This window comes from Streptomyces sp. NBC_01006 (assembly GCF_045162725.1).
GTDB lineage: Bacteria > Actinomycetota > Actinomycetes > Streptomycetales > Streptomycetaceae > Streptomyces.
This window is the reverse complement of sequence record NZ_CP108700.1, coordinates 3,591,141-3,604,013: the sequence shown is the minus strand read 5'-3', so window position 1 is coordinate 3,604,013 and position 12,873 is coordinate 3,591,141. Positions and strand designations below refer to the sequence as shown.

The window sequence follows — 12,873 nt, the reverse complement described above, 5'->3', positions numbered from 1 at the left end:
TTCGAGAAGGGGAGCGGAGCGTTTTCGGTAGCTTCCGCGCTAAGCCTCTGACCTGGGCTTCCAGGGTTTCCGTCAAGCCCCACGAAGGCGCCGCAGTCCTCCACGCAGGTGGCGATCGGTGCGAGCCGGGCGTCGATACCGGGGCGGGCGGCGGTGGTTATCGGCCATGATCCGGCGGAAGGGGGGCGTCCGGGTGGGGCGGGCTGGGAGACTGCGAGCGTGGACGACTCGGTGAGCAGCACCATCTCCGGCGGCACCTTCAACGGCCCCGTCTTCATGGGCCGGGACGTCAAGGTGGTTCACCATGGGCCCATGGCCCCGCCCGTGCCCCGCATGCTGCCCTTCGGCCCCGACGGGTTCGTCGACCGCGAGGCCCTGCGGGAGCGGCTCGACGGGCTCCTCGCCGGGCGGGACGGCCAGGGCGCGCCGCTCCTCGTACTGCTGCACGGCACCGTCGGCGTAGGAAAGACCGGGCTGCTCCTGCACTGGGCCCAGCAGCACAAGGATGCCTTCCCCGGCGGGGTGTTCTACGCCGACATGAGCCCCCGGGGGCTCGCCGCCCCCACCGACACCGCCGCCGTGCTCGAATCGTTCATCGGGGTGCTCGGCACGCCCCGCGCCGAACTCCCGGCCACCGAGGACACTTTGGCCGCCCGCTTCCGCAGCCTGACCGCCGAGCTGCCCTCGCTCGTCGTCCTAGACGGGGTCCTCTCCGCCGCCCAGGTGGACGTGGACCGGCTGCTGCCCGGCCATCCCGGCAGCATGGTGGTGCTGACCAGCAGGTTCCGGCTCGGCGCCTTCGGCGGGCGGCTGCCGGTGCGGCTCGTCGTCCCCGAGCTGGACGAGGAGGCGTGCGCCGAGCTGTTCCGTACCGTCGCGGGGGAGGACGTACCGGTACCGGCCGGGGACGCGCTGCGTACGGTGCTGCGGGCCTCGGCCGGGCTCCCGTACGTCGTCCGCATCGCCGCGGCCAGCGCCGCCGATCCGGCGTTCGACGGGGTCGAGGGGCTGGCGGCCCGGGTCGCACGGGAGAACATCCTGGAGGCGCTCGAAATGCCCCGCCGCCTCTTCGACCTCGCCTACGAGGCCCTCGACCCCGAAGTGCAGCGCGGATTCCGCCTCCTGGGGGTCCACCCCGGTCCCGAGTTCGCCGACGCGCTCCTCGATGAGCTGGCGCCCGGCGTACGAGGCCCCCTGTACGCGGCCGGCCTGCTGGAGCGGTCCGGGCCCCGGCGCTCCAGGCTGAACGGGGTCGTCCACGGCCACGCCCAGATCCTGGCCGCCCCCGATCCCTCCGACGTGCCGCGCGTCATCGACTGGTACCTGCGCCGGGCGGTCGCCGCCGAGCTGCGGATCTCCGGGCGCTGGCGGACCGGCGCCCTCTTCGCCGAACCCGGCCCGCTCACCGGCGTGTTCCGCGACAAGGGCGAGGCCCTGGAGGCGCTGGAGCCCGACCGGAACAACCTCCTCGCCGTCGCCGAACTGCCCGGGATCGAACCGGTGCAGCTCTGCCTGCTCGCCGAGGCCGTCCACGGGCTGTTCCTCGACCGCGGCCACCACGCCCTGTGGATCCGCATCGCCCGGCTCGCCGCCGACGCCGCCGGCCGCACCGGCGACGGACTCCTCCTCGCCCGGATGCACTTCGAGCTGGCCTTCGCCCTCACCGACCGCGGCTCCGCCGAGGACCTCGAAGAGGCCCGCACGCACTACGACGCGGCCCGCGAGAGCGCCCGCCGCGCCGGAGGGCACGCCCGGACCGAGTCCTCCGCCCTGGAGGGGCTCGGCCGGATCGCGGCCCTGCAGGGCGATCCGCAGACGGCCGCCGAACTGTACGGGCAGGCCCTGGCGGCCCTCGGAGACCTGGAACACCCGCGCGGCCGAGCCCTGTTGGAGTACCACCAGGGCAACGCGGCGAGCGCGGCCGGCCGGCACGAACAGGCCGCCGCCCACCTGGCCGAGGCCCTGCGCGGCTTCCTCGCGCTCACCGTGCCGGACACCGGGAACGCGGCGAAGACCCGGCTGCGCCAGGCCATGGCACGCCTCGCGGCCGGGCGCCCCGAGGAGGCGGTCGAACCGCTCACGGCCGCCCTGGAGGCCTTCGCCGCGCCCACGCTCAACCGGGCCGACGCCGTGCTCGTACGGGGAGACGTACGCGCGGCCCTCGGCGACCCGGCGGCCGCGCGGGCCGACTGGCAGGAGGCGCTTGAGCTGTACGGGTCACTGCGCAGCATCCGGGCCGAGGAGGCCCGGATCCGCCTCGCCCGGGGCGCGGCGCAGGCGCAGGACTGAGCCGGCGCCGCCGACCCGGAGCGTGAACTCCGCCTCCGGGTCGAGTCCTTCGCCGAGGAGGGCCAGCAGCGCCGACCCCGCCGGCGCCGGATCCACCCCGCCCGGCACCTCGAACTGCCTCCCGTCCCGCAGCAGCAGCCGCGCCCCGGGCCCGGCGACCAGGGCGCATCCCGGGTTCCGGGCGAGCACCGCCGCCGGATCCGTCCCGACCCGCGCCACCAGCACGTCGGCGAGGCGGCGCAGCCGGGGATCCGGCTCGGCGGCGTCGGCCACCGCGTGCACGTCGGGGCCGAGGTGGGCGGCGGCCCCGCGTTGCAGCTCGGCCGGGTAGCGGCGTACGGCCACCTCCCGGCCGGTGACCCGGGTGTCGACGTACAGCGCGGGACCCAACGGCGCGCGCGGCGGCCCGGGTTCGGGTACCGCGACGGGCCGCGGCACGCAGGCGGACTCCGGCTCGGGCAGGGCGAGATGGCGGTAGCAGAGGGCGCGGAGCAGGGCCAGGGAGCGCCCGGGGCGCGAGGTGATGCGGGCCGCCGCCGACGGCAGGGCGACGGCCCCGTCCAGCTGGGCGGCCAGCGGGGTGACCGGATCCAGGCGGGGGAGCCGCTCGCCGAGCCAGGCCATGGGGGAGCCGGGGGCGACGGTGTCCGCGCCGAAGGAGGCGAGCAGCCCCGGCAGCCCGCGGGCGGCAGCGTACAGCGAGAGGGAGCCGTGGTCGCCGAGGAAGGCGTCCGCGGCGCAGATCGCCGCCTTCCAGGTGTCCCCGGCGGGCGGCGGCAGGAGGAGCCCGGCGCGCAGGCAGGGCTCCAGCCAATTCCGGATCTGCCAGCCGCCGTGGCCGTACCAGGCATTGGGATGGACGGCGGCCAGGACGCGGTATTCGTCGTACGGCAATTCGGCGAGGGCCCGGCGTACGGAATCGGCGGCGGCACCCAGGACGGAATCCGGCCCCCAGGTGGAGGTGATCAGGAGGAGTTTCTGCCCGGGTCGGATTCCGAGGGCTTCGCGGTATTCCGTACGGAAGGGCGCGGAGGCGTCGAGCTGGTCCGCGCAGGGGTCGCCGGCGACGTGGGCGTACGGGGCGGCCTCGGGGCAGTCGCGGAGCAGGCGGGCGTGCTGTTCCTCATGCGAGAGGACGATGGCGGACGGGACGACCTCCCCGTCGTGGAGCAGCCATTCGGCGGACAGCCCGAACACGGCCTCGGATTCCGGATTCCTGCTGAGCTTTTTATTGTATCCGGCCCCGTGCGGGGCGCCTATGAGTGGTGCGGAGATCTCCTCCAGATCTCCACCGCGACTGGTGCTCACCGCCAGATCGAATTTCTCCGCCAGTGCCCTTTCCCAGGGAATGAGGAAAAGCTCGTGCGCGGCGGCGAATTCCGCGACCCCGCCGTCCAGCTGCGATGACCCGGTGCAGGTGAACACCACGCGCACGCGCGGGTCGCCCTCGAAGACGGTGAGCACGTCCAGCAGCCGCGTCGCCGAGGTGACGTTGTGGATGACGCCGAGGACCGTGCGCGTGGCCGGCACCGTGAGCCACCGGTGCTCCGGGAGCCCCCGCTCCGTCCCCACCCGCACCCTGCCCCCACTTCCCCGATCCGTTCCCGCCGCCGCCAGCCTACGGCTAGCCTGGGCGGGCGACTGGCCCGCCTCCTCGGGCGTACGGACACCGAGCTCCGCTCCTCGCGCGCCGAGCTGCTGCTGGCCCGCGCCGACGGCGACGAGGCGGCGGTGGAGCAGCTCGAAGAGGGCTGGCGGGAGCGCCTGAGGACGGTCCTGGAGGCCGATCAGGGGGCCGTACGGGAGCTCACGGAGCTGCTGGACGAGGTGAACCCGGGCTGGCGGGATGCCGAGCAGGCCCCGTCGATCTCGATCAGCATCAGCGGCGGCACCTTCAACGACAAGGTCTTCCAGGGCGGCCGGGATTTCAACATCAACGTCTCCGGACGGCCCGATGGCCGGGGGAATTCCGCCTGATTCGGTTTGAGGTCGAACACCCCGGTCCATGGGACACCCATGGAATTCCTTCGCCCCGCCGGCTGGGAGGAGGCGCTCGCCGCCAAGGCCGAGCACCCCACCGCCGTGCCCATCGCCGGCGGCACCGACGTGATGGTCGAGATCAACTTCGACCACCGCCGGCCGGAGTACCTCATGGACCTGAACCGCATCGGTCCGCTGCGGGAATGGGAGGTCGGCGAGGACGTCGTACGGCTCGGCGCGTCCGTCCCGTACACGCAGATCATGGAGCACCTGCGGATCCCGCTCCCTGGCCTGGCCCTCGCCTCGCACACCGTCGCCTCCCCGCAGATCCGCAACCGCGGCAGCGTCGGCGGCAACCTCGGTACGGCCTCCCCGGCGGGTGACGCCCACCCGGCGCTGCTCGCGGCCGGCGCGCAGGTGGAGGTGGAGTCCGTACGGGGCTCCCGGCTGATCCCGATCGACGCCTTCTACACCGGGGTCAAGCGCAACGCCCTCGCCCCGGACGAGCTGATCAAGACCGTGCACGTGGCCACCGCCGACGGGCCCCAGCAGTTCTCCAAGGTCGGCACGCGCAACGCCATGGTCATCGCCGTCTGCGCCTTCGGCCTGGCCCTGCACCCGGCGACCCGGAGCGTCCGTACGGGCATCGGCTCGGCGGCGCCCACGCCGGTCCGGGCGAAGACGGCCGAGGAGTTCCTGGCCGCGGCCCTGGACGAGGGCGGGTTCTGGGAGTCCCGCAAGGTCATCACCCCGTCGATCGCGAAGCAGTTCGGTGATCTCGCGGCCGCGGCCTGCAACCCCATCGACGACGTACGCGGCACCGCCAAGTACCGCCGGTACGCCGTGGGTGTCCTGGCCCGCCGCCAGCTCCTGTGGACCTGGGAGGAGTACCGCGGCAGGACCGCGTAACGGCAGGCCTCAGACGCCCATCGGGGTGTGCAGCTCCACGACGACCTCCACCTCGACCGGCGCGTCCAGCGGCAGCACCGCCACGCCCACCGCGCTCCGCACGTGGATGCCCGCGTCGCCGAAAGCGGTGCCGAACAGCTCGCTGGCCCCGTTGACCACGCCCGGCTGACCGGTGAACCGCGGATCGCTGGCCACGAAGCCGACCACCTTGACCACCCGTTTGACGGCGGACAGGTCACCGGCCACGGAGGCGATGGCGGCGAGCGCGTTCAGCGCGCACTGCCGGGCCAGCGCCTTGGCCTGCTCCTCGGTGACCTCGGCGCCGACCTTCCCGGTCAGCAGCAGCGCGCCGTCGGCCATCGGGAGCTGGCCGGAGGTGTACACGTAATGCCCGTTGACCAGGGCGGGCACGTACGCGCCCAGCGGGGCGAGGGTCTTCGGGAGGGTGAACCCGGCCGCGGCGAGCCGCTCTTCGGGGGTGCCGGTCGTCATCCTGTGTCTCCTGGGTCTCGTCGGCTCGGTCGGCTCGTCGTCGTGTGGCCATGGGCGGTCGTGCGGGGCCGGGCGGTCTCAGGGGCGGGTGATCCGGATCTGGAAGCTGCCGTTGCGCAGCTCGCCCACCACCGAGATGCTGACGCCGGCCTGCTCGTCGGTGAAGGTCTCGCCCGGCCGGAACGGCGCGTCCGACAGCTCCCCGTGCACGTTGGGCCGCCGGGTGCAGCCGCCGCTGCCGATCGCGCTGTCGGAGACGGTGACGGGCCCGCGCCCGGTGTCCACCTGGGAGTCCACCTTGTAGATCAGTACGCCGGGCTTGCAGACGGCCTCGTCGTTCCCGGCCCGGGTGCGCACCTCCACCGCGTACCCGGAGGTCTCCGACAGCGGTACGAAGGCCAGCTTCGTGCCGCCCTCCACGGCGAGCGGGGTCAGGGTGTGGTCGCTGACGCCGGATTTCGCGGCGCAGCTGATCTGCGAGCTGTCCAGCCAGCCCAGCTTCCACTTGTGCCAGCCCAGGAGGTCGTTGTTGGCTCCCCAGTCCTCGCTCATGATGTCCCAGTGCCCGACCGTGCCTCCGCCGTCGGTGGTGTAGAGGTCGGGCAGCCCGAAGACGTGCCCGTTCTCGTGCGGGAGCACCCGGTAGCCGGTCTCCCGGTAGGTGCCCGAGCCGTCGTCCTGGCGGCTGTAGACGAAGGACGTGTTGGCGAGCGGTACGCCGTCGGCCATCGGGGCCTCGGCGTTGCCGGAGAAGGTGACCGAGAGCACGGTGTCCAGGGCGGACGGTCCGGCGTTCGGCGTGACCAGGACGTTGACCAGGTCGTAGCGGCTGAAGTCCACCTCCGCGTCGGCGGCCTTCGCGATGTGCTCGACGAGCTGCCGGTAGCCCGGCTCGTACGCGGATCCGCGTTCGATCCCGTACGCGGCGAACGGCATCGGCATCCGCAGCCAGGTCCTTATCGGCGCCTCGGCCCGGTACGTGAGCCGGCCGTAGGAGCTGGCGCGGAACCAGTCGGAGGTCTGGGGGAAGAACTCCGCCATGCGGTCCAGCGCGGTGCCCTCGCCCTTGGCGTCCGGGAAGTCGATCATCAGGTTCAGCGCGCGGATCTCGCCGGTCGAGCGGGAGTACCCGGGCGGGGTCGGCAGTCCCTCGGACATCTGGACGCCCATCGCGCCGGTGATCCGGCAGGGCGCCAGAGCGGACTCGGCGCTCGTGGCCACGGGCCCGGCCGCGGAGTGGCTGCGGCTGGATATCCCGGTGCTCGCAGTGGCCGTGACACCGAGGGCCAGCACGGTGAGGCCGATGTACGCGCCGGCGCGGCGTGGTGTGCGTATCCGGTGGCGGGTCTGCGGCATGGAGATCGCCTTCGGGTCCGCGGCAGCCGGCCGGGCCCGGACTGCGCTCTGTGCGATCACCCTCCGTCGGCTGCGGCGCGCCCGCGCGTCGAGTACGTCCGAACGGGAACCGTGCTGTGGCCCAGGTCACACAAGAGAGTGAAATAACCGGGGACGCAATCCCCGTTTGTACGTGAGTCCCGCAAAGCGGGGACCGACTCCCCGTTTGGGGAGCGGGTACGAGACCCAGGCCAGGAGGCCTCGCATGAAGCGCCCCACCACCCCGGCGGCGGTCCTGTCCGCCCCGGCGGCGGCATTGGACCTGCCGGCGGACCCGTCCGCGGACCAGGTGGACCGGGCGGACCCGTCGGCCACGGCACCCGCCCGGGTCCCGCGGCCGCGCGCGGACGCGGTCCGCAACCGCGAGCGGATCCTGGTGGCGGCGCGCGAGGTGCTCGTGGAGCAGGGCGCGGTGGCGCCGTTCGACGAGATCGCCCGCCGGGCGGGAGTCGGCAACGCGACCCTCTACCGGCACTTCCCCGACCGTGCTGCCCTGGTGCACCACGTCGTGCTCTTCGTCATGGACCGGGTCACCGTCCAGGCCGAGGACTCCCTCGTCGAGGAGGCCGACGCCTTCGCCGCGCTGTGCCGCTTCACGCACGCCGCGGCGGACGAGCGGATCGGCGCCCTGTGTCCCATGCTCGCAGGGGACTTCGACCACGAGCACCCCGAACTCATCGCGGCCCGCGAGGCCTTGGCGGAAGCCGTCGAGAAGCTGGTGGCCGCGGGGCAGGGGGCCGGGCTGGTCCGCACGGACATCGGCGTCGGCGACCTGATGATCGCCCTCTCCCAGCTCAGCCGGCCGCTGCCGGGCATCACCTGCATGGACGTGGACGGGTTCGTCCACCGTCATCTCCAGCTGTTCCTGGACGGGTTGCGGGCGCCGGCCCGCTCCGAACTTCCGGGCGAGGCGGCCACGCTCGAAGACCTGCGGCAGAAAACCATGTGACGCCCCGGGTCGCGCCCGCTAGCGTCGTAAACCCGTCTAAACAGTCTCAAAGATCACGTTTCAGTCATTCCACACAGTAAGTGGGTACCCCCATGCCGAAAACAGCCGCGCCCGCGCCGCTGGCTGCCGATCCCAGTCGCTGGAAGGCACTCGTCTTCATAGCCCTGGCCCAGCTGATGGTCGTCCTCGACGCGACGATCGTGAACATCGCCCTCCCGTCCGCCCAGACCGACCTCGGCATCTCCGACGGCAACCGGCAGTGGGTCATCACCGCGTACGCGCTGGCCTTCGGTGGACTGCTGCTCTTCGGCGGCCGCATCGCCGACAAGTGGGGCCGCAAGAACGCCTTCATCGTCGGCCTCATCGGCTTCGCCCTGGCCTCCGCGCTCGGCGGCGCCGCCAACGGCGAGGCGATGATGCTGGGCGCCCGCGCCCTCCAGGGTGCCTTCGGCGCACTGCTGGCCCCGGCCGCGCTCTCCCTGCTGGCCGTCATGTTCACCGACGCCAAGGAGCGGGCCAAGGCCTTCGGCATCTACGGTGCGATCGCGGGCGGCGGAGGCGCCGTCGGCCTGATCCTCGGCGGCTTCCTCACCGAGTACCTGAACTGGCGCTGGACCTTCTTCGTCAACATCCCGTTCGCGATCATCGCGGCCGTGGGTGCCTGGATGATCATTCGTGAGCCCGTCGGCGGCCGCAACCGCGCGCCGCTCGACATCCCCGGCGTGATCCTGTCGACCACCGGCCTCGTCGCGCTGGTCTACGGCTTCACCCGCGCCGAGTCGGCCGGCTGGTCGGACGCCCTCACCGTGACGATGTTCGTCGCCTCGGCGGTGCTGCTCGCCGCCTTCGTGCTCGTCGAGTCCCGCGTGAAGTCCCCGCTGCTTCCGTTGCGCGTCCTGCTGGAGCGCAACCGCGGCGGTGTCTACCTCTCGCTCGGCCTGGCCGTCATCGCGATGTTCGGCCTGTTCCTCTTCCTCACGTACTACCTCCAGGTCGTGAAGGGGTTCTCGCCGGTCAAGACCGGCTTCGCCTTCCTGCCGATGATCGCGGGCATGATCACGGGCTCCACCCAGATCGGCGCCCGCCTGATGACCCGGGTCGCGCCCCGGCTGCTGATGGGCCCGGGCTTCCTGCTCGCCGCCACCGGCATGCTGCTGCTGACCCAGCTGGAGGTCGGGTCCTCGTACCCGGCGCTGATCCTGCCGGCGCAGCTGCTGCTGGGCCTGGGCATGGGTACGGCGTTCATGCCGGCCATGTCGCTGGCCACGCACGGGGTGAACCCGGCCGACGCCGGTGTCGCCTCCGCCATGGTCAACACCTCGCAGCAGGTGGGCGGCGCCATCGGCACCGCCCTGCTGAACACGATCGCCGCCTCGGCGACCACCGCGTACCTGACCGACCACGCGGCCGAGGCCGCGGCGGGCGGCCCGGCGGCGAAGCTGATCCAGGCCCAGGCGATGGTCGAGGGCTACTCCTCCGCCATCTGGTGGGCGGTCGGCATCCTCGTCGCCAGCTCGACCATCGCCCTGACGCTGATCACCACGGGCCGGCCGGGCGCCGGCGGTCCGGTCGCCTCCGGCGACGGCGCGGGTGCGGACGCCGACGTGAAGATCCCGGTGATCGCCCACTGACGCGGCTCGGGGAACCCCGGGAATGACTGACGACCCCGTGCCGTTCGCATGCGAACGGCACGGGGTCGGTCTTTTTTGTCCGCGTTCAGCCCGTCCCGCCGGGCCCGGTGACGTCCTCGCCGATGGTGAACCCCTTGGCGGGCCCTGAAGGGATGGTGGTCCCGGTTCCGTAGGAGGCCCTGACCTCGTCCTGGTAGACGGCGCTCTCGGGGTCGGGCGCACTCAGCACGGTGACGGTGCCGCCGGCGTCGTAGTCGTCGATGAGCACGTAGACCGCGATCCCCGCGCGCGCGTACTCGCGCCGCTTGCGGGTGCGGTCGCGCGTGATGTTGTCACTCCCAGGGGAGACGACTTCGACGATCAGCTGGACCGCGGTGGCATCGATCCCGAGGCCGTCCTCGGTCACGTGTTCCTCTGCGTCGTCCAGGGAGATGAACAGATCGGGGATCCACGCCTTGCGGTGGTGGATGACGTTCATGTCCTGGTACGCGGCGAACTCGCCTCGTGGCAGGAACGTGTCCAAGGCGCGGCGAAGCCGGTTCGCGATCCGGCCGTGTGAGTAGCGACCCGTGGGTGACACCTCGATGAACCCCTCGACGATCTCGGCGTGGTAGCCCTCGGGGAGTTCCATGGCCTTCCATACCTGCCACAGGACGTCGTCCAGGCCCGACGGGGACGTCGTGACCTTCGGCATTACGGCCTCCAGCGTCTCGTGTGCGAGAGCGGTCATGGTGCAGCACCTCCTCTCAGTCTGGGCGTCGCCGACCGGGCGGCACAAGCGACCCTCCGAAGCCAGGAGGCGGCCGACCATGCCGCAGGGATATGCCCACCCCTCATTCGGACGGGTGAGGCGAGGCTGCGAGGGCGGGTGCGGGTTTGGGCTGGATGGGTCACTTGTCGCGTATCGAGCGATTCGCTGGCCGGGGCAGGCAACCAGAAGGGGGCGAGGGTCGTCTTCAAGGGCGGAGTGCGCAGGTCACGGCACGTACCGCGGAGTGTGATGACGGTCACGTGAGCGCGGTGGCGGAGCAGGATACTGCAAGATCCCCAAAAAGAGGGACCAGCGTGGGAATTCTGTCCCGATTCCAGTCGTTGTTTCCTTCGGAAGCGGGCACTCGGGAGAGTGTCCAGGGACGCAGAGCCGCGTTCCAGCAGCCGCACCGCGACCTAACTCATTGCAAGGGAGCACGCATGGCAACCCGCGCCGTCGCCCGTCGTCAGTCCAGGGGCAGCGCCCGCGCTGTGGGCGGGGAGATCGCCGACCGCGACCTGGTGGGCATGTACCTGGACGAGATCGCGCGCACCCCACTGCTCGACGCGGCCAAGGAAGTGGAGCTCTCGCAGATCATCGAGGCGGGCGTGTACGCCCAGCAGATCCTCGACGGCGAGACGGAACGCGAGGGCGAGAGCCCGGCGCGCGAGGAGCTGGAAGCGCTGGCAGCGGAAGGGGAGCGGGCCAAGGAGATCTTCATCCGCTCCAACCTGCGCCTCGTCGTCGCCGTCGCCCGCCGCTACCCGCGCAGCGGCCTGCCCCTGCTCGACCTGATCCAGGAGGGCAACGCCGGCCTGGTGCGCGCCGTCGAGAAGTTCGACTACGCCAAGGGCTTCAAGTTCTCCACGTACGCCACCTGGTGGATCCGCCAGGCCATCACCCGCTCCATCGCCGACCAGTCCCGCACCATCCGCCTCCCCGTCCACCTGGTCGAGGAGCTCGGCCGGATCCGCCGCGTCCAGCGCGAGTTCAACCGCGAGAACGGCCGGGACCCGGAGCACGCCGAGATCGCCGCCGAGTTGGACTCGACGGAGAAGCGCGTGGGTGACGTACTGGACTGGGCGCGCGACCCGGTCAGTTTGAACATGTCCGTGGACGACGAGGGCGAGACGCAGTTCGGCGACCTCCTGGAGGACACCTCCGCGATCTCCCCGGAGCAGTCCGTCCTGTCCCTCCTGCGCAGCGAGGAGCTGGAGGACCTGCTGGGCAAGCTGGACCAGCGCACGGCCTCGATCATCAAGATGCGGTACGGCATCGACGACGGCCGCGAGCGGACCCTGACGGAGGTCGGCAAGCAGCACGGGCTGACCCGCGAGCGCATCCGCCAGATCGAGAAGCACGCCCTGCTGGAGCTGAAGCGGATGGCCCGCGACACGGGCTTCGACGCGGTGGCCTGATCCGGCCCGCGGCCGAGCCCCGCGGCGCGGCCGCCCCCTGAACGAGCCCCCGGTGCCTATCCCCCCCAGGCGCCGGGGGCTCCCTCGTGTCCTACCCGACCCCGCTCACCCCTGCGGGGGCACGGCCGCGGTGAGCCGGGACGCCAGCGCGCGGGCCGCGGCGGCCAGGAAGTCCGGGGTGTGCACCGTGAAGGGGAGTGCGGTCAGCGCCAGCCGGGCCGCCACCCACTCCGGGGAATCCCCGCTGGAGAACCGCACCCGGCAGCCCCCGTCCACGGGCTCGGCGTACTGGCGCAGCCACCCCGGCAGCACCTCGGCCGCGGCCGCGAACGACACGTCCACCGCGTACGTCTCCCCGCCGTGCAGCCCGCGCCGAACGAACTCCGCCGCGTCCATCGGCAGCTCCCGCGGAGTGAACCGGGCGCCCGTGGCGAACGGCTCCGCCACCCGGTCCACCCGGAACGTCCGCCAGTCCCCCCGGTCCAGGTCGTACGCCACCAGGTACCACCGGCTCCCCGTGCTCACCAGCCGGTACGGCTCCACCAGCCGCCGGGAGTCCGCCCCGTCCCGTGCCCGGTACGCGAAGCGCAGCCGCTCCGGCCCCGCCACGGCCGCCGCCATCGTGGTCAGCGTGCGCGGATCGATGCTGGCCCCGTCCCCGCGGGTCACCGCGATCGTGGCCGACTGCAGGGCGCCCACCCGGCGCCGCAGCCGCCCCGGCAGGACCTGTTCCAGCTTCGCGAGGGCCCGTACGGACGCCTCCTCGACCCCCTCGATCGCGTGCCCGGCGCCCGCCCGCAGCCCCACCGCGATCGCCACCGCCTCCTCGTCGTCCAGCAGCAGCGGAGGCATCGCGGCCCCCGCCACCAGCCGGTACCCGCCCTCCGCGCCCAGCGTGGCCTCCACCGGGTACCCCAGCTCCCGCAGCCGCTCGATGTCGCGCCGGATCGTGCGCGGGCTCACCCGCAGCCGCTCCGCCAGCTCGCTCCCGGGCCATTCGCGCGGGGTCTGGAGCAGGGAGAGCAGGGTCAGCAGCCGTGCCGGGGTGTCGGTCATACG

The 12,873-nt window shown here is 72.5% G+C and carries 11 protein-coding genes; 6 read left to right on the top strand and 5 right to left on the bottom strand.

What is annotated here, in order from left to right; genetic code table 11:
• Nucleotides 1-219 precede the first annotated feature (219 nt).
• A complete protein-coding gene (locus tag OG509_RS16255) occupies nt 220-2,289 on the top strand; it encodes a tetratricopeptide repeat protein (protein ID WP_406183269.1) in 2,070 nt (689 codons plus the stop codon).
• Here the strand turns inward: OG509_RS16255 and OG509_RS16250 are convergent.
• Nucleotides 2,218-3,819 carry a hypothetical protein gene (locus OG509_RS16250; protein ID WP_406183268.1) on the bottom strand — a complete coding sequence of 534 codons (1,602 nt, stop codon included), beginning with the start codon at nt 3,817-3,819 and terminating at the stop codon, nt 2,218-2,220. The two genes, OG509_RS16255 and OG509_RS16250, sit on opposite strands and share 72 nt — an antisense overlap.
• Nucleotides 3,820-3,831: 12 nt before the next feature.
• On the opposite strand from OG509_RS16250, the gene OG509_RS16245 reads away from it, so the two are divergent.
• Nucleotides 3,832-4,266, top strand: a complete 435-nt coding sequence (locus OG509_RS16245; RefSeq protein ID WP_406183267.1) for a hypothetical protein — start codon at nt 3,832-3,834, stop codon at nt 4,264-4,266.
• Nucleotides 4,267-4,305: 39 nt separating this feature from the next.
• Nucleotides 4,306-5,178 (top strand): FAD binding domain-containing protein, encoded by an 873-nt coding sequence (locus OG509_RS16240; RefSeq protein ID WP_406183266.1) that lies wholly within the window; start codon nt 4,306-4,308, stop codon nt 5,176-5,178.
• Between the two features lie 9 nt (nt 5,179-5,187).
• On the opposite strand, the gene OG509_RS16235 is transcribed toward OG509_RS16240, so the two are convergent.
• Complete coding sequence (locus OG509_RS16235; protein ID WP_385582588.1) at nt 5,188-5,670, bottom strand: RidA family protein; 483 nt, start codon at nt 5,668-5,670, stop codon at nt 5,188-5,190.
• Between the two features lie 78 nt (nt 5,671-5,748).
• The gene (locus OG509_RS16230; RefSeq protein WP_406183265.1) at nt 5,749-7,026 is read right to left on the bottom strand and encodes a M6 family metalloprotease domain-containing protein; all 1,278 of its coding nucleotides are present in this window, start codon (nt 7,024-7,026) and stop codon (nt 5,749-5,751) included.
• 244 nt (nt 7,027-7,270) lie between these two features.
• On the opposite strand from OG509_RS16230, the gene OG509_RS16225 reads away from it, so the two are divergent.
• Nucleotides 7,271-8,014 (top strand): TetR/AcrR family transcriptional regulator, encoded by a 744-nt coding sequence (locus tag OG509_RS16225; RefSeq protein ID WP_406183264.1) that lies wholly within the window; start codon nt 7,271-7,273, stop codon nt 8,012-8,014.
• Between the two features lie 92 nt (nt 8,015-8,106).
• The gene (locus OG509_RS16220) at nt 8,107-9,645 is read left to right on the top strand and encodes an MFS transporter (RefSeq protein WP_406183263.1); all 1,539 of its coding nucleotides are present in this window, start codon (nt 8,107-8,109) and stop codon (nt 9,643-9,645) included.
• 85 nt (nt 9,646-9,730) lie between these two features.
• Here OG509_RS16220 and OG509_RS16215 read toward each other — a convergent pair whose 3' ends face one another.
• A complete protein-coding gene (locus OG509_RS16215) occupies nt 9,731-10,375 on the bottom strand; it encodes a Uma2 family endonuclease (protein WP_406183262.1) in 645 nt (214 codons plus the stop codon).
• Nucleotides 10,376-10,836: 461 nt separating this feature from the next.
• On the opposite strand from OG509_RS16215, the gene OG509_RS16210 reads away from it, so the two are divergent.
• Nucleotides 10,837-11,814 carry a sigma-70 family RNA polymerase sigma factor gene (locus OG509_RS16210; RefSeq protein WP_406183261.1) on the top strand — a complete coding sequence of 326 codons (978 nt, stop codon included), beginning with the start codon at nt 10,837-10,839 and terminating at the stop codon, nt 11,812-11,814.
• Between the two features lie 105 nt (nt 11,815-11,919).
• On the opposite strand, the gene OG509_RS16205 is transcribed toward OG509_RS16210, so the two are convergent.
• On the bottom strand, nt 11,920-12,870 hold the full coding sequence (locus tag OG509_RS16205; protein ID WP_406183260.1) for a helix-turn-helix transcriptional regulator: 951 nt from the start codon (nt 12,868-12,870) through the stop codon (nt 11,920-11,922).
• Nucleotides 12,871-12,873 lie beyond the last annotated feature (3 nt).